This window comes from Zhaonella formicivorans, from assembly GCF_004353525.1.
GTDB classification, from domain to species: domain Bacteria; phylum Bacillota; class DUOV01; order DUOV01; family Zhaonellaceae; genus Zhaonella; species Zhaonella formicivorans.
In genome coordinates, this window is record NZ_CP085524.1 from 22,586 (window position 1) to 46,508 (window position 23,923).

The 23,923-nt window shown below is 44.3% G+C and carries 18 protein-coding genes and 1 other annotated feature; of the genes, 14 read left to right on the plus strand and 4 right to left on the minus strand.

What is annotated here, in order from left to right:
- Positions 1-7: 7 nt before the first annotated feature.
- Together serA and EYS13_RS00110 are read right to left on the minus strand one after the other, a co-directional pair.
- Positions 8-1,588, minus strand: coding sequence for a phosphoglycerate dehydrogenase (gene serA / locus EYS13_RS00105; RefSeq protein ID WP_227764774.1), 1,581 nt, complete (start codon positions 1,586-1,588; stop codon positions 8-10).
- Between the two features lie 33 nt (positions 1,589-1,621).
- On the minus strand, positions 1,622-2,779 hold the full coding sequence (locus EYS13_RS00110; protein ID WP_227764776.1) for a pyridoxal-phosphate-dependent aminotransferase family protein: 1,158 nt from the start codon (positions 2,777-2,779) through the stop codon (positions 1,622-1,624).
- A 65-nt stretch (positions 2,780-2,844) separates the two neighbouring features.
- Positions 2,845-3,051 (minus strand) — a binding site (T-box leader).
- Between the two features lie 303 nt (positions 3,052-3,354).
- Between EYS13_RS00110 and hpt the strand changes: the two genes are divergently transcribed.
- The 3 genes from hpt (at position 3,355) to EYS13_RS00125 (ending at position 6,137) form a co-directional block, all read left to right on the plus strand.
- A complete protein-coding gene (hpt, locus tag EYS13_RS00115; RefSeq protein ID WP_227764778.1) occupies positions 3,355-3,909 on the plus strand; it encodes a hypoxanthine phosphoribosyltransferase in 555 nt (184 codons plus the stop codon).
- Positions 3,910-3,922: 13 nt separating this feature from the next.
- Positions 3,923-5,467, plus strand: coding sequence for a glutamine-hydrolyzing GMP synthase (gene guaA, locus EYS13_RS00120; protein ID WP_227764780.1), 1,545 nt, complete (start codon positions 3,923-3,925; stop codon positions 5,465-5,467).
- A gap of 151 nt (positions 5,468-5,618) precedes the next feature.
- Positions 5,619-6,137 (plus strand): hypothetical protein, encoded by a 519-nt coding sequence (locus EYS13_RS00125; protein WP_227764781.1) that lies wholly within the window; start codon positions 5,619-5,621, stop codon positions 6,135-6,137.
- A gap of 40 nt (positions 6,138-6,177) precedes the next feature.
- Here EYS13_RS00125 and EYS13_RS00130 read toward each other — a convergent pair whose 3' ends face one another.
- Entirely contained in the window at positions 6,178-7,068 is an 891-nt protein-coding gene (locus EYS13_RS00130; RefSeq protein WP_227764783.1) for a LysR family transcriptional regulator, read from the minus strand.
- 137 nt (positions 7,069-7,205) lie between these two features.
- On the opposite strand from EYS13_RS00130, the gene EYS13_RS00135 reads away from it, so the two are divergent.
- From EYS13_RS00135 to EYS13_RS00185, 11 genes are all read left to right on the plus strand, one after another.
- The gene (locus EYS13_RS00135; protein WP_227764785.1) at positions 7,206-10,985 is read left to right on the plus strand and encodes a phosphoribosylformylglycinamidine synthase; all 3,780 of its coding nucleotides are present in this window, start codon (positions 7,206-7,208) and stop codon (positions 10,983-10,985) included.
- 410 nt (positions 10,986-11,395) lie between these two features.
- Positions 11,396-12,565 (plus strand): M24 family metallopeptidase, encoded by a 1,170-nt coding sequence (locus tag EYS13_RS00140; RefSeq protein ID WP_227764787.1) that lies wholly within the window; start codon positions 11,396-11,398, stop codon positions 12,563-12,565.
- 93 nt (positions 12,566-12,658) lie between these two features.
- Positions 12,659-13,189 (plus strand): TRAP transporter small permease, encoded by a 531-nt coding sequence (locus tag EYS13_RS00145; protein ID WP_227764789.1) that lies wholly within the window; start codon positions 12,659-12,661, stop codon positions 13,187-13,189.
- On the plus strand, positions 13,180-14,460 hold the full coding sequence (locus EYS13_RS00150) for a TRAP transporter large permease (protein WP_227764791.1): 1,281 nt from the start codon (positions 13,180-13,182) through the stop codon (positions 14,458-14,460). Before EYS13_RS00145 ends, EYS13_RS00150 begins: the two co-directional genes overlap by 10 nt.
- Before the next feature lie 91 nt (positions 14,461-14,551).
- Positions 14,552-15,727: a M20 metallopeptidase family protein gene (locus EYS13_RS00155; RefSeq protein ID WP_227764793.1), complete on the plus strand. Its 1,176-nt coding sequence runs from the start codon at positions 14,552-14,554 to the stop codon at positions 15,725-15,727.
- Between the two features lie 140 nt (positions 15,728-15,867).
- Positions 15,868-17,094, plus strand: a complete 1,227-nt coding sequence (locus EYS13_RS00160) for a serine hydroxymethyltransferase (protein WP_227764795.1) — start codon at positions 15,868-15,870, stop codon at positions 17,092-17,094.
- 195 nt (positions 17,095-17,289) lie between these two features.
- Entirely contained in the window at positions 17,290-18,366 is a 1,077-nt protein-coding gene (locus EYS13_RS00165; RefSeq protein ID WP_227764797.1) for a TRAP transporter substrate-binding protein, read from the plus strand.
- A gap of 385 nt (positions 18,367-18,751) precedes the next feature.
- Complete coding sequence (locus tag EYS13_RS00170; protein ID WP_227764800.1) at positions 18,752-20,641, plus strand: aldehyde ferredoxin oxidoreductase family protein; 1,890 nt, start codon at positions 18,752-18,754, stop codon at positions 20,639-20,641.
- Positions 20,642-20,684: 43 nt separating this feature from the next.
- Positions 20,685-20,882, plus strand: coding sequence for a sulfur carrier protein ThiS (gene thiS / locus EYS13_RS00175; protein WP_227764801.1), 198 nt, complete (start codon positions 20,685-20,687; stop codon positions 20,880-20,882).
- Between the two features lie 4 nt (positions 20,883-20,886).
- Positions 20,887-21,531, plus strand: coding sequence for a cyclase family protein (locus EYS13_RS00180; protein WP_227764803.1), 645 nt, complete (start codon positions 20,887-20,889; stop codon positions 21,529-21,531).
- 60 nt (positions 21,532-21,591) lie between these two features.
- Positions 21,592-22,797 (plus strand): MFS transporter, encoded by a 1,206-nt coding sequence (locus tag EYS13_RS00185; RefSeq protein ID WP_227764805.1) that lies wholly within the window; start codon positions 21,592-21,594, stop codon positions 22,795-22,797.
- 66 nt (positions 22,798-22,863) lie between these two features.
- Here EYS13_RS00185 and EYS13_RS00190 read toward each other — a convergent pair whose 3' ends face one another.
- The gene (locus tag EYS13_RS00190) at positions 22,864-23,553 is read right to left on the minus strand and encodes a GntR family transcriptional regulator (protein ID WP_227764807.1); all 690 of its coding nucleotides are present in this window, start codon (positions 23,551-23,553) and stop codon (positions 22,864-22,866) included.
- Between the last annotated feature and the right edge of the window lie 370 nt (positions 23,554-23,923).

A 23,923-nucleotide genomic window follows, 5' to 3' on the forward strand; every position in this document is an offset into this window, starting at 1 on the left:
GTTATTTTTAGAGTTTTACAATGCGTGCGGCAATGACGCCATCAATACTGCGAATCAACCCTAACACTTCTTTGCTAATTTGTGCGTCAATACTCAAGATCATCATGGCTTGTCTCGTTTCTAGGTTCCGGCTGTATTGCATGGCGGTAATATTTATCTTGCTGGCACCAAGTAAGGTCCCTATCTGTCCGATAATACCAGGTTTATCCATGTTTTCTACAACCAGCAGGCATGCGGAGGGGTTAATGTCAAACTCATAGCCGCAGACTTCTACTATTCTTATTTCCTCTTTGCCGAAAAGAGTGCCTGTAAAGGTATAGAGTTTGTCTTCAGCGGTTACTTTTAACTTAACCAGGCTGGTGTAATTCTTTATTTCGCTTTCTGTGCTTTCCGTGATGCTAATTCCCCGCTGTTCGGCAATGAAACTGGCATTGACATAGTTTACTCGTTCTTTCAGGATGGGCTCAAAAAGGCCTTTGAGTACTGCCAGAGTTATTACTGACATCTTTAATCCCGTAACTTCACCGCTATATGTAATCTCAATTTTGCTTACGGGTTCTCTTTCCAATTGATGGTAGAGCTTGCCTAATGTTTCACCCAGACGCAGATAGGGCTTTAAAACCTCCAACTCATGGTGGCGGAGGGCAGGCAGGTTTACCGCGTTGGGAACCATATCCCCCCGCAGAGCGCTAAGCACTTCCTGGGCAACAGTCACACTTACGTTATCCTGAGCTTCTATAGTATCTGCCCCAAGATGAGGAGTAACTATTACATTGTCAAAATCAAGCAGAGGTGAAGTGGTATTTGGTTCATCTACCAAAACATCCAAGGCAGCGCTGGCAACTATTCCTTGTTTTAAGGCCTCCGCCAATGCTACCTCGTCGATGATACCACCCCTGGCGCAGTTTACTACCCGTACTCCTTTTTTAGCAATGCTAAGCTGCTCTGTGCTGATCATACCAAAAGTTTCTTCTGTTTTTGGGGTATGAACGGTGATAAAATCTGATTCTGTGATTAATTCATTCAAGGTTTCCTTTTTCTCTACGCCAAATTTTTTGAACCGGGCATCGGTGATATAGGGATCATAGGCGATAACCCGCATACCGAATGACTGAAGGCGGGTAGCCACTAAAGAACCAATACGGCCAAGTCCTACAATTCCTACTGTTTTGCCGTTTAACTCCACTCCTTTAAAATTACTGCGGTCCCATTTCCGGTTTTTCAGGCAGGTGTTGGCCTGAGGAATATTGCGGCAGGAACTGATGAGCAGGCCAACTGTATGCTCTGCCGCCGAAATGATATTGGCTTCGGGAGTATTGACCACTATAATTCCTCTTTTGGTGGCGCCGTCCATTTCAATATTGTCCACCCCGTTGCCGGCGCGCCCAACTACTTTCAGATTTTTTGCCCTTTCATAAAATTCCTCGTTAATCTTGGTGACGCTGCGCACGATAATGGCATCATAATCTTTAATGATGGCCAGCAGCTCTTCACGGGGAAGCTGCAGGCGCACATCAACCTGGGCGCCGCCTTGTTGTAAGATTTCAATTCCTTTTTCTGAAATCTGTTCTGCGACAAGGATCTTCATAGATTTTCCTCCTCGTAATTACTGTATTTTTAATCAAAGGCCTTGGTTTTGGCCCCAATATTCCAAAGCTGCTGTTATACCGGTTCCCAGCCGTAAAGGATAATTCTCCTCTTTTAATGATTGTTCTAAAGCTGCAATTACCTGGAGGATATTATGTTCATTGACATACCCCATGTGCCCGATGCGCAGGATTTTTCCCTTTAAGCTTTCCTGACCGCCGGCAACAATTACTCCGTAGTGCAGCTCCATTAATTTTGCAATGTTTTCTGCGTTTAGACCCGGTGGCATTGCTATAGAGGTTATGCAATCAGATCTTGCTCCAACCTTTGCAAAAAGCTCCAGGCCCATGGCCTCTATTGCCCGACGAGTGGCTTCTGCTAAACGGTAGTGACGTGCAAAGACTTGGGGTAATCCCTCTGCAAGGATCATCCGCAGCGCTTCATTAGCTCCACGTACCAGGGATATGGCCGGGGTATAAGGGTTTTGAGGGGGACTCTTTTCCATAGCCTTTCTTACGCTGAAAACGTCCCAATAAAAACGTGGGCAGGTAGCCCGTTCTGCTGCGGCCCAGGCTTTGTCACTGATGCTTAAGAAAGCAAGCCCGGGTGGGGCCATAAGGCCTTTTTGAGAGGCAGTAATGGCAACATCTACTCTCCAGGCATCAGTCCGTAAGTCAATGCAGCCTAAAGAGCTAACTGCATCCACCACGAATAGCGTATCGGTATCTGCTAAAATTTTGCCAATGGCAGCAATATTGTTAACAACTCCGGTAGAAGTTTCATTGTGGGTAACAAATACCCCTTTGTATGCCATTCTTTTTAAGCGCGCTTCTATTGCTTCCGGGTCTGCTGCTTCACCCCAGGGTATAGCCAGTTTATCCACACTTAAACCGAAGGCTTGGGCGATAGCAGCGAAGCGTTCCCCAAAAACTCCCACACTTATCACCAGAACCTTGTCACCGGGAGAAAAAAAGTTGACGACGGCTGCTTCCAAGCCGCCTGTGCCTGCAGCGGGAAAGGTTAAAACCAGGTTTTTTGTTTGGAAGACATCCCGGAGGTTTTGGTTAAGCTCAGCGAAAATTTCCCCATACTCCTGTGTCCGGTGGTGGATCATGGCTTGGCTTTGTTTCGCCAATACTGCGGGAGGCACTACAGTGGGGCCAGGAGTCATCAATAATGGTTCTTTTTGCATGTTTTTCACCTCTTTAAAAATGGTTTTGGAAAGTTTAAAATAAAAAAGCTCCTGCCCTGACCAATGTCAAGGACGGGAGCTTTGCTCACGTGGTGCCACCTTGTTTTGTCATAAAAACATTATGACCTCTCAGATTGATAACGGCATCTGCCGGAACGGGTTATTTCCCCGCCTGCTTCAGGGTGGATTCAACAGCTTTGGGCGCCAATTTCCACCAACCATCGGCTCTCTGTAGCCATCCACTGCCTACTGTTCCCCTGCATCGCATTTGTACAAGTTATACAAATGTATAGCATAAATATTAACTTGAAATTTAAATTTTGTAAAGAAGGAAAAATTGTAATTTCAGCAGCTCTATCTAAGCAATTTTTCCTTCGCTGTCGAACATTTAATAAAAAAGCAATTAAATTATTCGAAAATTATTTGGAGTTGCAGGAATTTAAGTTAAATTAGCGAATTATGTTTTGTTCTATCTAGCTGAATACGTTATTACCAGGGTATAAAGTCCTTGAGTTAACAAAAAATATTTTAAGCTGCACTACCGCAAGGAAGCATGTTGATAGGAGGAATTTTAGTTGACTAATCCGTTAAAAGACAATATTCAGGAAGTGTTGGTGACCAGCGAGCAGATCAAGGCCAAGGCAAAAGAATTGGGCGCGCAAATAGCTAAGGATTACGAGGGCAAAGACTTATTGATCATCTGTGTATTAAAAGGAGCATTGCCTTTCATGGCTGATTTAATCCGGGAGATTGACCATCCTTTAGCCATCGATTTTATGGCTGTATCCAGCTACGGTGACGCTACAACTTCATCGGGGGCCGTCATGATTTTAAAAGATTTGGAAACAAATATTAATGGGCGCAATGTCCTAATTGTGGAGGATATTATTGATACCGGACTGACCCTGAAATATCTTATCGAAAACCTGCAGGCCCGAAAGCCCGCCAGCTTAAAAATCTGCACATTGTTAGACAAACCTGAGCGGCGCAAAGTAGATATCAGAGTAGATTATAAAGGCTTTACCATACCCGATGCTTTCGTGGTAGGTTACGGTTTGGATTTTGCTGAACTGTATCGCAACCTTCCTGATGTCTGCATTTTAAAACCGGAAGCTTACGAAAACAATTGAAGGAGAATCAGGAATGAAGCATGACGCAAAAGAGGAACTGGTGCTGGTTTTAGATTTTGGTGGACAATACAATCAGCTGATTGCCAGGAGGGTGCGGGAGGCTAATGTTTACTGTGAAATGCTTCCTTATTTTACCCCACTGGAGACTATTCTGGAGAAAAAACCAAAAGGAATAATCTTTTCCGGAGGTCCCTCCAGTGTTTACGGGAAAGGAGCCCCACGCATTGACCAAAAGCTTTATACCAGTGGCATTCCTATTCTGGGTATATGTTACGGTATGCAGCTGATGGCCCATGATTTGGGAGGCCAGGTTGAGCAAGCTCAAGCCAGGGAATATGGGAAAACCCGGTTGGAGGTTGTTGCAGAAGACCCCCTTATGCGGGGTTTGCCAAAAGAACAGCAGTGCTGGATGAGCCACGGCGATTATATCAAAATTCCCCCTCCCGGTTTCATTGTCACGGCTAAAACAGCCTACAGCCCTGTTTCGGCTATGGCCGATAGTGACCGTAAATTATACGGAGTACAATTCCATCCTGAAGTGGTGCATACACCCTATGGACAGGATATGCTCAAGCATTTCCTCTACGATGTTTGCAAGTGTACCGGCGAGTGGAGCATGACTTCTTTTATACAGGAGGAAGTGGAAACAATCAGGGCCCAGGTGGGCGATCGCAAGGTCCTCTGTGCTTTAAGCGGCGGGGTGGACTCGGCTGTAGCTGCTCTTCTTGTACATAAAGCCATTGGCGACCAGCTGACTTGTGTTTTCGTCAATCACGGTCTTTTGCGCAAAGGAGAAGCGGAACAGGTGCAGGAAACTTTCCGGGGACGGTTCGGTTTGAACCTAATCTATGTGGATGCCGTTAAACGCTTCCTGGATAAATTACAAGGTGTTGAGGATCCGGAAAGAAAAAGAAAAATAATCGGCGAGGAATTTATCCGAGTTTTTGAGGAAGAGGCCAGGAAGCTGGGGCAAATCGACTACCTGGTACAGGGAACTCTTTACTCCGATGTCATCGAAAGCGGTACCGAGACTGCGGCCACCATTAAGAGCCACCACAACGTAGGCGGATTGCCGGAAGATATGCATTTTGAATTAATTGAGCCTCTGCGCTCCTTGTTTAAAGATGAGGTAAGGGCAGTTGGAGAGGAACTGGGATTACCCCCTGGGATTGTCTGGCGCCAGCCTTTCCCCGGACCTGGCTTGGGTATCCGCATTTTGGGCGAAATAACAGAGGAGAAGCTGGAAATCCTACGGGAAGCCGATGCCATTGTGCGGGAAGAGATTCAAGCGGCTGGATTGGGCAAGGAGGTTTGGCAGTATTTTGCTGTTTTGCCTAACATGAGAAGCGTAGGGGTAATGGGGGATGAAAGGACCTACGCTTATACGGTTGTTATTCGGGCTGTAACCAGCCATGACGCCATGACTGCCGATTGGGCCAGGCTCCCCTACGAGCTCCTGGAAAAGATGTCTTCCAGGATCGTCAACGAGGTAAAGCATGTCAACCGGGTTGCTTACGATATAACCTCCAAACCACCGGCAACGATCGAGTGGGAATAAAAAAATAAATAAAATTTAATTTCCGAACTTTTAATTAAATGTTATAATAACTACAGTAATTAAATGGTATAATATAACTGTAATAAGTCCGATGTTTTGGCCGCTGTTGCGCTAGTGGTGACTAGAGTTAAGCAAAGGAGAAGATACCATAATGATTAAGAGTAAGAAGCTGCAAGAACTGGCAAACACTGATTTTATTACACCGGAGCAGGCTGAGTTTTTAGAGCAGTGCATTGAAAACAAGGAAAACATCGTGGTCGCCGGACATAAAGGCCATGGTATTTTAATTTTGTTGTCCCATTTAGTCACTTGCATAAACCCTGCGCAAGCAAAACTTAAGCAAGTCAAGAATATCCCTGCCGATCTCGAAGCAGAAGCCGACTATTATCTGGTGGGCGACCTGAAAGACAAGGATTATGAGGAATTGTTGACTGCATTATTCAGTAAAAAGGATTCGGCAGTGCTGACCCTGAAGGACCCTGATCACAATTTCTCCTTAATGAAAATAATTCGTGACGTAGCTGCCAAAACTAATGATTACTCCAAAAAATACATAGTTGTGGAAGCTAAAAAAGTTCAAGATGTAAAGAAGGTTTGCAAAATCACGAGATTAAGCTTTAATGATGCAGGAAAGATCGTCAAGGAAGACATTTTTAAAGAGATTGCATAGGGAATTCTTGGAGTTAAAACCCCGGGCGGTTTGCCCGGGGTTATTTGTGTCCCAGCAGCTCTGCGAACTTTTGTGCCGCCGCAGGCAGAGGAATAGAGGCGTTGGCTGCTATACCCAAGTATCTCTCAGGTACTTCCTCTTTAAGATTCAGGATAAAAACCTCCTCCTTCTGCAGTTCCCGCGCAATATATTCCTTGCTTACAAAAGCAATCCCCAGGCCAATTTTCGCCATCTCAATCAGCAAATCAACGCTGCCAAGCTCAATTTCGGGAGTAATGAAGACGTTATTTTTCCTGAGAAAATTATCAAAGAATGTTCTGGTTACACTGTGTTTTTCCAGCATTAACAAGGGATATTTTTCTAAATCTTTAAGGCTTAGCGTCTTGTGCTTCAAGTATTCAAACTTTTTTCCGGCAATAAATACGTCATGGATGGCTTTGATTTTTGTAAAACTTATATTTCTGTAAGTTTCTTTTTCTGGCAAATTAATGATGCTTACATCTACCAGACCCTTTTGCAGCAATTCGAGACAGGCGGGGGAAGTCCTGTTGGTAACACGAATCGTAATGTTGGGGTAGAGCTCATTGAACTTTTTAAAACTAGGCAGTAAAAAGTATTTGCAGATGGTATCGCTGGCTCCTATTTTTACTTCCCCACGCTGTAAAGAATGGACTTCACTTATACTCCGTTCCCCGGCCTTGAGAAAATTAAAGGCCTGCTCCACATGCTTGAACAGTATTTCCCCTTCTTGAGTTAACTTAACTTGCTTGGTATGGCGCATAAAAAGTTTGCATCCCAAGTTTTCTTCCAGGGATTTAATTGCCTGGCTGACGGCAGACTGGGAGATGTATAGCTGATTTGACGCTTCTGAAAAGCTTAAATGTTTGGCTACGTAATAAAATACTTTATAAAGCTCAAAGTTTATACTCATACATAAGCACCCCTAATAAATAATATAAATATTATTAACTATTCTTATTAATAATAGCATGCTACAATTTAATTGTTAAGCAGATTGTTTTTCGGTAAACATAACAAACTAGAATATAAAATTGCGGGGGTCCCACAATGACAGCTAAAGTGAGAAGAATTTACGTAGAAAAGAAAAAAGGCTTCGATAGTGAGGCCCGAAATATTTATTTGGACCTGAAAGAAAACCTTGGAATTAAGGGACTTACAGGAGTACGGGTGGTTAACCGTTATGATTTTGTTGGCCTGACTGACGAAGAATACGAAAAAGCCCGTAACACAATTTTTGCCGAACCACCGGTAGACTGCGTTTACGATGAAAAATTGGAGTTCAATGAAGCTGACAGCGTATTTGCCATGGAATTTTTGCCTGGTCAATACGACCAGAGGGCTGATTCTGCCGCTCAGTGTGTGCAGATCCTAACCCAAAAGGAGCGGCCCATTGTCCTTTCGGCCAAAGTGATCATCCTGCAAGGTCAAATATCGGATGCTGAATTAACAAAGGTTAAAGAGTATCTGATCAACCCCTTGGAATCCCGGGAGGCTGCTCTGGAAAAGCCGGAGACTTTGGAAATGGGGGTTGAGCTTCCACAGGAGGTAGAGGTCTTTGAGGGTTTTATTACTAAGACCCCTGAAGAATTACAAAAATTCTTAGATGACCTAGAACTGGCCATGAGCCTGGAAGACCTGAAGTTTTGCCAAACCTATTTCAGGGATGTGGAAAAAAGAAATCCCACCATGACCGAAATCAAGGCCATTGATACTTATTGGTCGGACCACTGCCGCCATACAACATTTTTTACCAAAATTGACCGTGTATCCATAGAAAAAGGCGTTTTTACTAAGCCCATTGAGCAGGCGTATGAGAAATATCTTGCGTCCAGGGAATTCGTCTATGGAGATAACGAGAAAGATGTCTGCCTGATGGATATCGCTGTCATAGCAATGAAAGAGCTGAAAAAAAGAGGCCTGCTGCAAGATCTGGATGAGTCGGATGAAGTAAATGCCTGCAGTATAGTAGTGAACGTAGATGTAGACGGTGTTAATGAGGATTGGCTGGTAATGTTCAAAAACGAAACCCACAACCATCCTACGGAAATAGAACCTTTTGGCGGTGCTGCTACCTGTTTGGGCGGCGCCATCAGGGACCCGTTGTCGGGGAGAGCTTACGTGTATCAAGCTATGCGGGTGACCGGCAGCGGCGATCCCAGGGCTAAGGTAGAGGATACACTTCCCGGTAAATTGCCGCAGCGGAAAATAACCACAGGGGCAGCTGCCGGTTTCAGCTCCTACGGGAATCAAGTGGGGCTTGCTACCGGGCAGGTTGCTGAAATTTACCACGAGGATTATGTGGCCAAGAGAATGGAAGTGGGCGCGGTAATAGCTGCCGCACCCAAAAAAAATGTCAAAAGGGAAAAGCCAAAGCCAGGTGATGTAATAATCCTTTTGGGAGGCAGGACCGGGCGGGATGGCTGCGGAGGCGCTACCGGTTCTTCCAAAGAACATACGGAAGAATCTATTTTCACCTGTGGAGCACAGGTGCAAAAAGGAAATCCCCCGGAAGAGAGGAAAATCCAAAGATTGTTTAGAAATCCAAAGGCTAGCGCAATGATTAAAAAATGCAATGATTTTGGCGCTGGTGGCGTTGCTGTGGCTATAGGGGAGTTAGCCGACGGACTGGAAATTGATTTAGATGCCATACCTAAAAAGTACGAAGGCTTGGACGGTACCGAACTGGCCATCTCCGAATCCCAGGAAAGAATGGCGGTGGTGTTGGCCCCTGAAAAGGTGCAAAAGTTCATAGACTTTGCAAGCAGGGAAAACCTTGAAGCTACTCCTGTTGCCAAAGTAATTGCTGAGCGGAGACTCAGGATGTACTGGAGAGGTAAGCTAATTGTAGATCTGAGCCGCGATTTTTTAAATACCAACGGTGTAAAACAAAGAGCCCAAGTGGTTGTAACAGAACCTGCCGAAAAGGAAAACTACTTTAAAAATGTGTCTCCGGCTGTGGAAAAAGAATTGCCAGATTTAAGAAGAGCTTGGCTGGCCAATTTACAAGATTTAAACGTGTGCAGCCAAAAAGGGCTGGTTGAAATTTTTGACAGCACTGTTGGCGCGGGGACGGTTCTGATGCCTTTTGGGGGAAAATATCAAGCCACACCTGCTGAAGGAATGGTGGCTAAAATTCCGGTACTTTCCGGAGAGACAACAACCGGCACAATCATGACTTATGGCTTTAATCCTAAACTTTCCAAATGGAGCCCTTTCCATGGAGCGGTATACGCGGTTGTGGAGGCCGTTGCTAAGGTTGTTGCTCTGGGCGGGGACTATAAAAATATCCGGCTCACCCTGCAGGAGTATTTTGAAAAGCTGGGCAAAGATGCTGTAAAATGGGGAAAACCTTTCAGCGCCCTTTTGGGAGCTTATTATGCGCAAGAAAAATTAGGAATCCCGGCCATAGGCGGCAAGGACAGCATGTCCGGGACTTTTAAGGATTTAAATGTACCACCGACGTTGGTAGCCTTTGCAGTTAACCCGGTAGATGTCCGTACCGTTGTCTCCCAGGAATTTAAAAAAGCAGGCAGCAAGGTAGTCTTGGTTCCTGCACCAAGAACTGAAAACGAACTCCCCGATTTTACAGCTTTGGGCAAAAACTATAGTAAAATCCATGAACTGGTTCAGGCCGGCAGAGTTCTGGCCTCCCATACTGTAAAAATGGGCGGGATTGCTGAAGCTGTAAGTAAAATGAGTTTTGGCAACCGGATTGGCATGGTTTTTGAAAATTTTATGGACCCTAAAGCTCTCTTTAGACCGGACTACGGCTCCATCATTTTGGAAATCGAGGCAACTGAGGATTTGCCGGAAATATTTGGTGAAGTGGAATATAAAGTGTTAGGTTTCACCCAGGAGAAAGCGGAGATTGCTATTGATGGAATTGAGATTGCTCTTGATGAAGCTTATGCTGCATGGGAGAAACCGCTGGAAAAAATCTTCCCTACCAAAACTGAAGTTATACCAGACAAACCGAAGTTAATTGAATATGGGAAGAAAAATACCCGTAAACCGGCTGTGAAAATCGCAAAGCCCAGAATCTTGCTTCCTGTCTTTCCAGGGACCAACTGTGAGTATGAATCTGCCCGGGCCTTTGAAAAAGCCGGGGGAATAGTTGAAACTCTTGTCTTCAGGAATTTGACGGTGGCGCAGGTTGAACAATCCCTGGAGGAACTGGCAAAATTAATCAAAAATTCTCAGATAATCATGCTGCCCGGAGGGTTTAGTGCCGGGGATGAGCCCGATGGCTCGGGAAAATTTATCGCCACCGTCTTTAGAAACCCTAAGGTCAAAGAAGAAGTTATGAGATTCTTAAAAGAGAGAGACGGGCTGATGTTGGGAATTTGTAACGGTTTTCAGGCTTTGATTAAACTCGGGCTGCTTCCCTATGGAGAGATCCGGGATTTGACAGCAGATAGCCCCACTCTTACTTTTAATAAAATAGGCCGTCATATTTCCTGCATGGTCAGAACTAAAGTTGTATCCACCCTTTCTCCATGGTTTAACAATGTTAAGCTGGGGGATGTGCATACTGTTGCCGTGTCCCATGGTGAGGGCCGATTCGTAGCCGGCAAAGAACTAATTGCCGAGCTGATTTATAATGGTCAAATTGCTACCCAGTATGTTGATTTTGACGGCAACCCCAGTTACGACATCCGGTTTAACCCCAATGGCTCAGTGGAAGCTGTAGAGGGTATCACCAGTCCTGACGGTAGAATTTTAGGAAAAATGGCTCATTCGGAAAGAATTGGTCCCAATGTGGCAGTCAATGTTCCGGGTGAAAAAGACCAGAAGATATTTGAAGCAGGGATTAAATATTTCCAGTAGAACAAGTACTTAATTATGATAAATTCTTTTATTAGTCACCAGTCCCCAGTCGCCAGCAGGCTACATCGTCGTTAGTCGTAAGTTTTCAGCTTTCAGCTGTCAGCCATCAGCTCTCAGCAATTAGCCGTTGGCTTTTTTCACAAAAGCCATTCATGCAACTAAGGACTCGGTCGCAGACCGTAACTGGGGACTAGGGAATAACGACGAAGGACGCGGCTTTTTGTCGCTGCTGAGGACTAGGGACTTAGGATTTGGATTATAAAAATCTTAAATTTTCAAACATAAGCAAAAGGATTTTTTGTGGACATGTCGAAATAAGGAAGTAAGTCGACAATCGACTAACGGCGGAGAAACGTCGCCGTAATACTTATAAGTTTTAGAACTAAACAAAAACGAAAGGGTGAGAAACGTTGCTGCCATTTGAGTTATCTGAGTACAAGGCAAGAATCAACAAGGTTAAAGAGAGGATGAATGCCCAGGGAATTGAGGTGCTGCTGGTCACCGATCCGGCAAACATGAACTATCTTACCGGTTATGACGGATGGTCATTTTATGTGCATCAGCTTGTAATTTTAATGATCGATGAAGAGCAACCCATTTGGGTAGGCCGTGGGCAGGATGCCAACGGAGCTAAAAGGACTACCTGGTTACATTCAGGTAATATCAGGGCATATACCGATGATTATGTACAATCTTTGATTAAGCATCCCATGGACTTCGTTGCCGACATTTTAAAAGAAAAAGGTAAAGCAAATAAAACAGTCGGTGTGGAAATGGATGCTTATTACTTTACTGCCAAGTGCTACGAAAGGTTAAACTTGGGTTTACCCAATGCTAAGTTAAAAGATGCAACCAACTTGGTGAACTGGGTCAGAATAATTAAATCTGATAACGAAATTGCATACATGAAGAAAGCTGCCAGAATAGTGGAAAAAACAATGCAGATTGCCATTGACGCTATTGATGCAGGAGTAAGGGAATGTGATGTGGCAGCCAAAATCTATCATGCCCAGGTAAGCGGTACGGAGGAGTATGGCGGCGACTACCCGGCGATTGTGCCATTGATGCCTTCAGGAGAAAAAACTTCCACACCCCACTTGACCTGGTCGGATGAAAGGTACAAAAAAGGGGATACGGTGATCCTGGAGCTGGCCGGCTGTTACAAGCGTTATCATTCACCGTTGGCCAGAACTCTTGTCATCGGTGAACCTTCTGAAAAAGTAATGAGACTGGCTGACGTAGTGGTGGAAGGAATAAATGCTGCCATAGATTTTATTAAGCCGGGAGTAACCTGTGAAGAGGTTGAGCATGTTTGGAAGAAAACAATAGAGAAAAGCGGCTTTATCAAAGATTCCCGCATAGGGTACTCCATGGGGCTCAATTATCCTCCTGACTGGGGTGAGCATACTGCAAGCTTGAGACCTGGAGACAAGACAGTATTACAGCCAAATATGACTTTCCACATGATCCCTGGCATTTGGCAGGACGATTACGGTGTGGAGATCAGTGAGCCTTTCAGGGTAACTGAAAAGGGCTGTGAACTGTTTGTGAACTTCCCCAGAAAACTTTTCGTTAAATAAATTGTTAATTGTTTTAAATTGTTAATTGTTTTAAATTGTTAATTGTTTTACTGCTGCAGCAGGTTCTAACCAATTTGCGGAGGGGGGAACACGATGAGAAAAATAGATAAGGTTATTGACCAGTTTGAGGAGTTTGTGCTAAGCGCCTCTATTATCCTAATGGCAATAATCCTGATTGTTAATGTTTTTTTCAGGACTGTTTTAAACAGCAGCCTGACTTTTGCTGAAGAGGTCGGGCAATTTCTGGTCATTGTCAATACTTTCATGGGCATAAGTTACTGTGCTAAAAAGGCAAGACATATCAACATGTCAGCTGTTTTCGATTTGGTGCCTTTGAAGGTCAAAAAGATATTTATGCTTGTTATTTCCAGTTTAACTTCAGTTTCCATGTTTTATTTAGCTTATTTGGCGATGCAGTATGTACAAAAAGTAGCCATGCTAGGCAGGGTATCGCCTGCCTTAAGAATTCCAATGGAATATTTCTTCATCTTTGTACCGCTGGGGTTTTTTACTGCCGGAATTCAGTATGCCCGCAACTTCATTAAAAATATCAGGGAAAAAGACGTTTACCTTTCTGATCAGAGAAAATTTGAAAGTGCCGGAGGTGAAAGCGGATGGTTTTAACACTGGTTGCAACTATGTTGTTTTTTCTCATCTTGGGTTTCCCAATGTTCATGTCAATGCTTGTAGCCCCTTTGATAGTCATGCTGCTCTATATACCCCAGCTTGATCCGGCACTTTTAACGCAGCAGCTGATTGCGGGCGTGCAACCTTTTGTACTCTTGGCAGTGCCCATGTTTATCTTTGCCGCCGATTTAATGTGCGTAGGTCAGACGGCTAACCGGCTACTGGACTTTGTGGAGGCTTTTGTAGGTCATATCCGCGGAGGTCTTGCTATTACTACCTCTGCCGCCTGTGCCTTTTTCGGCTCCATTTCCGGTTCATGCCAGGCAACGGTGGTTGCTATTGGCAAACCTATGCGACAAAGGATGCTGCAGGCCGGCTATCATGACAGTAACGTCATGGCATTGATCATCAACGCTGCCGAACTGGCGCTGCTTATACCTCCCAGCATCGCTATGTTGATGTATGCCGTGGTAACAGGTTCTTCGGTCAGTGAACTCTTTATAGCAGGAATTGGTCCCGGGTTGTTAATATTATTATTCCTGGCAGTCTATAACTGGTTCATGGCCAAGAGAGAAAATATTCCTGTAATCCCAAAAGCCAGCTGGCGGGAAAGATTCAGGGTAACGAAAAGGGCTTTGTATACCTTTGGCTTCCCTCTAATCATCTTAGGCGGAATCTATACCGGGTTCTTCAGCCCCACTGAGGCGGCAGCGGTATCAGTCCTTTACGCCCTTATTCTTGAGCTGTTTATCTACAAGTCAATAACAGTCAAAGATATTCCAAGGATTGCCTTGTCAACAGGTTTGGTAACTTCGGCAGTATTTATTCTGGTAGCGGGCGGAAATGCTTTTTCCTGGGTGATTACATTTGCCCGGATTCCCCAGCTTTTGACCGACAATTTACTTGGTTCAAACCCTAGTGCCTTAACTGTATTGTTTGCAGTAACAATTTCATATTTTATTGCATGCATGTTCGTCGATTCCATTGTGGCCATACTGGTATTGACCCCTATTTTCTTCCCGCTGGCAATGCAGGCAGGGATTGACCCGATTCACTTGGGGATAATTATCACTTTGCAGGCAGCTATTGGGGCTTCCACTCCGCCCTTCGGGTGTGATATTTTCACAGCAGTTGCCGTATTTGAGAGGCCTTATTTTGAGGTCATCAGAAAGGCTCCACCATATATAGCCATATTTGTGCTTGGGAATATTCTTCTGATTTTCTTCCCGCAAATTGCGTTGTTTTTAAGAGATGTAGTTATGAGGTGATATTAGCGCGCTGAGATTATTAACCATCAGGTTAATATCTCGTCTAAGAAAAACTCTAAAGCTTTGGTTACATTGTTTGGAGGCATCCGTAATGGATATAAAAAAGGAAGTTGCCCTTTTAAACGATGAGTTGATTAAGCTGAGACAGGATTTTCATATGCATCCCGAACTGGGGTATGAGGAATACAGGACTTCTAAAATTGTAGCAAATTATCTTGAGGAATGCGGGTTGGAGGTTAAGACTGTAGCCAAAACAGGCGTGGTGGGCTTACTGCGGGGACGAGAACAGGGCCGGACGGTGCTCCTGCGTGCCGATATGGATGCCCTTGCCCAGACTGAAATGAATGACGTTCCCTATAAATCAGTTTACGAGGGTAAAATGCACGCCTGCGGCCATGACGGTCACACCGCTATGCTGCTGGTTGCGGCGAAAATCTTGTCCCGCTGCAGGGATCAGCTAAAAGGAAACATCAAGTTTGTATTTCAGCCCAACGAGGAGACTGCCGGTGCTTTGGACATGATCAACGAGGGTATTCTGGAAAACCCCCGTGTGGATGCTGCCTTTGGACTCCATCTATGGACGCCTATTGAAAGCGGGAAAATAGGGTTGGTGGCCGGTCCTACCATGGCAGCTAACGAAGAGTTTGAGCTGGCAATTATCGGTAAGGCAGGCCATACCTCTTCACCTCAAACGGCTGTGGACCCGATTATAGTAGCGGCTACTATTGTGCAGAGCTTGCAGACCGTGCAGACCAGGGAGTCCAGTGTTTTAACCCCCACCTTAATCATGTTCGGGAAAATACAGGGTGGCACGGGTCGCAACATTATAGCCGATAAAGTAGAGCTGGGGGGCACCATCAGGTATCTCTACGAAGATGAGGTCAGGAATAAAGAGCTGCTCAAGGAAAAATTTGAAAGAGTGATTAAGGGTATCTGCGCAGCAATGAGAGCGGAGTATGAGATGAAGTATATCCCCAGCAACCCGTCTGTAATGAATGATCCTAAGATGGTGGAGCTGGTAAGAACAGCTGTTAAAGAGACTCTGGGCAGCGAAAGTGTAATTGTACCATATCTCTGTATGGCAGGTGACGATTTTGCGGAATTCACCCACCGGGTACCCAGCGCCTACTACTTTGTAGGCACTGGCAATAAGGAGAAGGGTACCGATTATCCTCACCACCATCCCCGGTTTAACATTGATGAGGATACCCTGGCCACCGGTGTAGAGCTGCATGTGCGTACCGCTTTAGCTTTCTTAAATGATTAGAAAGACACCGATGTTTCCGGTGTAATGAGAAGTTAGTCATATAAAAAAGTCGACAATCGACCGATATCTATATATTGTATTCTTTTTAGGTAACAGTCGATTATTAAATGCAATAAAACGTTGTTCTGGGAGAGTGACAAATGATTTGGAGCATAAAAGACATAGACGAATTGTTGCAAAAACACATAGCCTACAGAGAAAGTTGCTTGAACCTAATAGCATCTGAAAACTACTCCAGCCCCACTGTCCGTAACTATTTGACTTCGGACTTTGGCAACCGCTACGGCTGCTATGTAACATTAAAGCCTGAAGAAAGAGAGTACCGGGGAAACAAATTTATCCATGAGTTTGAGATTGCCACACAGAAATTAGTTGGCGAAGTGTTTAAAGCGACATATGTGGACTTGAGACCTATTGGAGGCCATATGGCCGGGGTGGCTACTGTTTTAGGATTGCTTTCTCCTGGCGACCTGGTCTTTGAGATTCATTTAAAGGATTGGGGTCACGGTTTGGTTGGCCCTATGCGGACAGTGTCACATTTTAACCAGACCATCAGGGTTGACTCCATACCTTTTGATGAAGACCGCATGGTTGACTTAGATAATCTTCTTAAAATGATTCATGAGCAAAAGCCTAAAATGATCATCTTCGGCGGGTCAGGCATGTTATTTCCTGAGCCAATTAAAGAGGTAAAGGCAATTGCCCAACAAGAAGGGATCATTTTAGCCCACGATTCATCCCATGTGACTGGCCTGATTGCCGGGGGAGTGTTTCCTAATCCTTTAGACGAGGGTGTGGATGTAATGTTTGGCAGCACCCATAAATCATTTCCCGGTCCACAGGGTGGATTTATAGCTTCAAGGAACCTTGAATTATTTGAAAAAATTGGCAATACTTTAGCATCCGCTTTGGTAACCAGCCACCATTTGAACCGTCTCCCTGCTTTAGCTGTAGCCATGTTGGAAATGAAAAAATTCGGCAGGGCTTACGGGGAACAGGTTATCAAAAATTCCAAAGCTTTAGGTAAAGCTATGGAAGAATGTGGATTTAAGGTTGTAGGCGCAAGAAAAGGTTACTCTGAAACTCACCTTATTCTGGTAGATGTACGCGAGTTTGGCGGTGGCAAGAAAGTATCATTGCAGCTCGAAGAAGCTAATATCCTCTGCTCAGACGACTTTGGTCAACTGGACAATGAAATTAGGATTGGGACAGCGGAAGTCACCCGGCGGGGAATGAAAGAGGCGGAAATGAAGCAAATAGCCGAACTTATTAAGCGGGTAATAATTGATAAAGAAGACATTGCCGGCGTAGCAAAGGACGTAAGCAATTACGCCCGGATGTATCTTGGTTGTGAATATTCTTTATAAGTATGAAGTATGGGTTGCTGTTTTTCAGCAGGCAAATGTTTCAAAGTACTAATAATAAAAAAGCTGTTAAAATGTTATAGTGTCAATTAAAAAAGGAGGTGGTTTCTCGGCTTTTAGAAGTACTATTTCCTCAAAAAGTTGAAACTGGCAATGGGAGTTTTGGGAAGCTGCGTAAAAAATAAGGGGGATTTAAGTATGAAAATGAAAAAAATTTTAGTGGTGTTGACGTCAATGTTATTAATTGGCACTTTACTCGTAGGTTGTGGCGGTAAGAGCGGGCAATCTTCCGGCGGAAACGGCAGTGCCGACGCGGGTAAAACTTATGTTTGGAAATTTGCCCATGAAGAGATTGACGGCAGTGTTCAAGACCTCTATGTTAAGAAATTTAAAGAGATCATTGAGAAGAAATCCAACGGAAAAATAAAAATTGAAATTTACCCGGTAGGACAGTTGGGTGATGCTACCCAACAAGCTGAACTGCTGCAAAACGGCGGTATTGAGTTTGCGATCGTGTCCCCTGGTAATACCGGTACATTAGTTCCGGAAAACCAGCTGTTTTCTCTGCATTACCTGTTATCTCCCAACATGGAAGTCAATAAGAAAGTTATGAAAGAAAGCAAGGCCTTAAATGAGGACCTTTCAAAACTGTATGAGGAAAAGAATATTAAGGTTCTAGCCTACTGGACTGAAGGGTTTATGAACTGGACCAGCAGCAAGCCCCTGAAGAAGCCTGAAGATTTTAAAGGCTTTAAAATGAGAACAATGCCCTCACCAATGATCGTAGCAGCATACGAAGCTTATGGCGCCAACCCGACCCCTGTGCCTTATATGGAAGTATACAGTGGCTTGCAGTTGAACATGATCGAAGGTCAGGAAAACCCGCTGTTTGCTATTGAAGAAATGAAGTTTTATGAAGTGCAAAAGTATCTGACACTTTCAAATCACAGCCTATACGTAACAACAACCGCAACAAATCCCCAGTTCTTTAATTCTCTGCCCAAAGATATTCAGCAAATGGTGTTAGACACCGTTGAAGAATTAAGAGAATATTCTTTTGATATTCAACAGGAGTTAAATGATAAAGCGCTGGAAAAAATCAAGAGCAAGAGCGATATTCCCATTGTTGAGCTCACACCTGAAGAGACTGCTGCTTTCAGGGAGGCAAGCATGAAAGCCAGAGATAAATATGTTGAAATGGTTGGCGAAAAAGGTAAGGCCATTATGGAGAAATTAGCTCAAGAAGTTATTGAAGCCGAAAAAGCAATGCAATAGTTGTACACTGTGTTTAGTTAGCCAGGGGTAATTGTAAATTACCCCTGCGCTTTACTATTTTCCGGTTTTGCAATTCAACCCGTTGTGTCGTAGCTGCTCTTTTTGACGAGCCTTAGAGTGCTCTGTGCAGAGTATTAATTGGGGACATTCCCCGAACAAATATAAATCTTGCATAGGGGTGTGTCCCCTGACCTCTGTCCGACCGAGCAGCATGGACTCACGAAGCGCTGGAACGGTAGGATAAAGCGAGAGCCGCGTGCCGCTAGAAGTTAAACAATGAATAGTTTAAACGCTGTCGGCGAAGTCATCCCGAGCAGCGGACACAAGGGTTATTTTTTGAGGGAAGTCTGAAAAATAATTGTGTAATTGAGGGGAGATTTTGCACATGTTCCCAGATGCGAGAATCCTAGATGTTGACCTTACTAATCAAAGAATTGGCACAAAAATTCTTCCGGGAGAAATATATCGCCTTTACCCAGGCGGATCAGCATTAGGGGTCTATTTATTGCTGCAGGAAATGGAGCCAGGTGTAGATCCTTTATCTCCGAATAATATGCTTGTATTTTCTGTGTCACCGTTAACAGGCCTGCCCATTAGCGGGATAAGCCGGGTTACCGTTACTACAAAGAGCCCCTTAACAGGGACCATTGGAGACAGCCAAGCCGGTGGTTTTTTCCCGGTCCATCTCAAAGCTAACGGTTGGGATGCTGTGCTATTTAGGGGGAAGGCAGAAAAACCGGTATATCTTTATATTGACGGAGAAAAAGCGGAGCTAAGGCCTGCTGAACATCTCTGGGGCAAAGTAACCGGGGAAGCTGAAAAACTAATAAAAGAAGAAATTGGTGACGACCGTCTGGAGGTTGCCCAAATAGGGCCGGCTGGAGAGAAATTAGTGAAGTATGCATGTATTATCAACATGTCCAACAGGGCCAACGGGCGGAACGGAACCGGTGCAGTTATGGGTTCGAAAAATCTAAAAGCGGTAGCGGTTAAAAAAGCAAAGCCAATTGCTCCCTTTGATAAAGAAGGTTTTTCAACTTTAACAAAAAATATATTAGAAAGGCTGAAAAATAATCCGACTGTTGACGGCTTAGGTAAATATGGAACAGACGGAGATCTGCTGGGATTCCACGAGGCAGGATTTTTGCCCACCAAGAACTGGACTACCGGTTGGTTCCCGGAGGGTGCGGAGAAAATCACAGGTACAACTATGTACGATACAATTCTGGTTGAACGCGATACATGTTACGGCTGCGCGGTAAGATGCAAACGGGTGGTGGAAGTACCCGGTAAAGTGGATCCTTTCTATGGAGGACCGGAATACGAAACTTGTGCTACTTTTGGTTCCTATTGCGGAATTACCAGCCTTGAAACTGTAGCTTTGGCAAACCAATTATGCAATATGTACGGTCTTGATACAATTTCATGTGGTGCAACAATTGCATTTGCTATGGAGTGTTATGAAAAAGGACTGATTAATAAAAATGATACCGGTGGTTTAGAACTGAACTTCGGCAATAGTGAAGTTGTGCCAAAGCTTGTGGAAATGATTGCTAAGCGGAAAGGTTTCGGCGATTTGTTGGCTGAAGGAAGTTATCGGGCAGCCCAAAAAATCGGTGGCGACGCACTGAGCATGACCATGTCTGTAAAAGGCCAGGAACTGCCGGCCCACATGCCTCAGTTTAAACCGGCAGTTGGTCTAATTTACGCTGTAAATCCGTTCGGAGCTGACCATCAGTCCAGCGAGCATGATTCTTTCCTGACTATGCCCCCTGACAGCCAGGAAAGACGCTGGATAGCCCAAATTGGTACCTGGAAAGGATATGAAGACACCTTTGAACTCGATGATGAAAAAGTCCGTTTTGCTTTTGACAGCCAGTGCTATTTTTCAATCTTGGATACCCTCTGCCTATGTCAATTTGTCTGGGGCCCATGTTGGGAACTTTACGGGCCGTCGGATTTAATAGATTTGTGCAAATATGGCATCGGTTGGGAAACTTCGCTCTTTGAATTAATGCGCGTTGGCGAGCGCCGGATTAACATGATGCGGTATTTTAATGCCAGGGAAGGATTCACCAAAGCGGACGATTATCTGCCTGAGAGAATGTTTACTCCTCTACCTGACGGACCTTCCAAAGGGGTATGCGTAGATAAGGAAAAATTTGCGACTGCATTAAACACTTATTATCAGTTTGCCGGGTGGGATCCGGAAACCGGCAATCCAACAGAAGCAACGTTAAGAAAGCTCTCATTAGGCTGGCTCCTTGATAAGTAGTGTATAATTTAGCCAAAAAGCCTTTAAAAGTGCGGGTGATAAAGTGTTAATCTATGTAAATGAACAGGAGACAACGGTGCCCGAAAATTTTTTGCTTGTTGATTTATTGCGGGAACTGGGTTTTAGTAACCGTGTGGCAATTTGGATTAATAACGTCCAAATTTTACAGAGAGATTACATTACGCGGCAATTGCAAGAGAATGACCGGGTACGAATTGTCAAACCTTTGGCGGGAGGATAGTTTAATGAGGGTAATTGATTTAACTCATGTTATTTCACCAGGGATGCCGGTTTACCCCGGTACGGAACCCCCGCTTTTTGCCAGCGCTTGCACTTTGGAAGAACACGGCTTCAGGGAAATGGCCCTTAGGTTGTATACTCATACGGGCACCCATCTGGACAGTCCAGCCCACATTTTTCCGGGTGGGCTGACTGTGGATTTGTTCCCCATCGGGCATTTTACAGGTAAGGGCATTGTCGTTGATTGTTCCGGTTTAGCCCTGGGACAGAAGATTAATTTGGAACAGATACTCCTATACCGGGAGGAATTGTCCCAGGTGGATTTTGTGCTCTTTTACACCGGCTGGAGCCATAAATGGGGGCATGCCGGATATTACAAGGATTTTCCCGTGCTGACGGAAAAAGCGGTTCAATTCTTGTTGGAATTCAGGATTAAAGGAGTGGGGATTGACGCCATCTCAGTAGATTCGGTTGATGCCTCGATGCTTCCTATCCATAAAATGCTTTTGAGCCAAAATATTATCATTGTTGAAAATCTAAAAAACCTGGAGCATTTACTTAACCGGAAATTCATCTTCAACTGCTTCCCTTTAAAGATTGAAGGAGCCGACGGCTCTCCCGTCCGGGCAGTGGCTTTTTTAGAAGAATAGAAATTGCGCGGCAAAAAATCGTTTAAAAAATTGTATGGGAAGAACAATAGGATGCTTAAAATGATTAAGGCAAGCACTGGTACAAATTCAACGCTTCGCCTTTTGGAACTGCTTATTTTTTTGTTGTCCATAGGCGAGGGCTTAACAGCCCCTGCTATTCCACTTTTGGGACAAAAGCTGGGCGCTTCCTACAGTTATATCGGCTTTTTCATGACCGGTTATGCTTTTGCTTATGCTTTGATGACAATTATTGCCGGCAGATTGTCGGACCACCTGGGGAGGAAAAGATTATTGCTTTTTAGCACTGCGGTAGCTATGTCAGCAACTGCCGGCTATTACTTTGCTTCAAATGCCTGGCTTTTAATGCTTTTCAGGGCGTTGGAAGGGATGAGCAGGGGGATTTTCTGGCCTGTAGCAGGGGCCCTCTTAGCTGATAATACTACGTCAGCAGATAGCAATTTAGCTGCTGGCAGGTTTTCTGCCGCTTACGGCACAGGTGTGGCGTTGGGGAATCTCTGGGGGGGATATTTAATGCAGTATGTAGATTTAAAAGCAGTTTTTCCCTTTTACCCTTTCCTGTCTTTGGCGGCATTCTTTTTGGTCTCGTGGTTTCTTAATGAAAATAAAGTGGCGCAGCAAGCAGCATACCATAAAAGATTAAAAACGGGAAGCATTGCCTGGCAAGAAATTAAAAGGATTTGGCCTATTTGTTTTGTGGGATTTGCTTACTCCGGATTTCTTTACTCACTTTCCGGGTTGTTATCGCTGGTTGCTGTCCATTACAATGTTTCTTACCTGGGCATCGGGGTGATTTTTGCCCTATTCTGGTGCTGTCGCCTGATTGCATTTGTAGGGGCAGGTTGGTCAGCAGGCAGGATCGGATGCAAACCGGTGCTGCTGGCTGGGATTGCACTGGCGGCTTTGGCTGCGGCCATGTTTTTAATGGCTAGACAGTTCTGGCTTATTGCTGCTGCCGCTGTATTAGGGGGTATTGGAACAGGGATCATGTACCCTCTGACAGTTGCACTAATTGCGGATTCCGCTTCGCCAAGCTACCGTGGTTTTGATATGGGTTTTATGGAACTGACGGCTGCTTTAGGGATGATCATCCAAACTGCCTTGGCAGGCATATTGGGTCAACTGGGAGGTGTGCAGATAACCTACCTGTTTGCACTGGTGGTTTGTTTAATTGCCATTGTTATTACTGCTCTGTTTGTGAATGATAATTTTATACAAACTGATGGGGGACAACATTCCCTGGGCTAAGTTGCAATATATGCATGTAGAAATAAAAAGAGCAGGTAAACCAGTACCTGCTCTATATTTTGGCAATTACGCCGGCGGGTTTTGTAGCCGTTTCGCCTGCGCTTCATCCTTATAGATTACAATATGTTCTTTTAGCGCTTTCTTACAATTTTCTAAATCTTTCTCCCGTAAATACTTAATAATGTTATAATGATCCTTAGCAGTTTTAATTAGGCTCCCTGTCAATTTGGTATCAATGACCATAGCCATCTGCAGCTGAGAATAGAGATCGGAGAGGATTTTAAAACGCCTGGCGCTGCCCGATTTTTGCCATAGGAATTTATGAAACTCCATATCCTTTTTGTTAATGCCCAGGATTTTGTGTATTTCGTCTTTTTCCTCTTGGGAAATGGCGATCATGTCGTCGATGATACGTTCCAGCTCTTGGAAATCATCTTCGGTTAATTTGTTATCATTTATGAGGATTTCCAGCACGCTGTTTTCCAAGAGCAGCCTGATATCAAAGACTTCCTTTACATCATCCATTGTTAATTTGACAACGTAATTACCTTTGCGGGGGATTGTTTTTATTAATCCTTGGTTTTCCAGCTCCTTTATTCCTTCACGGACGGGAGCCCGGCTGGTACCTAACTCTTTAGCCACTTCGGCTTCCAAGATATGATCCCCTTCTTTATATTCACCTGAAAGTATTTTGCTTCTGATATATTCAACAACAATGGAGCTTAAACTTTTGTGTTTAAAACTCTCATTATTCATCTCTATAGCCCCCCCTGAAATTATAATACTACTCTTTAATTTTACTTCAAACATTGTATATTGTCGACAATTAAGTTTTAAAAATGCTTGAATAGTTAAGAAATACAAAAGGTGCAAGTGCGGGTACTGCAACCCCGTCTGTCCGGAATCCGGTTGATATGACGTTTAAGCTAAAAAGACGAACAAAAGAATGCCAACATTATTTAAATGTTCGTGAAATGTGTTGACATCTCGGGAATATGTCTGCTAAAATTAGGATAAGCGAGAAGAATATCTGCAAAGTCCCAAAAGCCGAAAGTATACCTAGGGCAGACGGAGGCTACGCCTCCGTAGTCATTAGTCCTTGGTCGTTAGTCCTTAGTAAAATGCT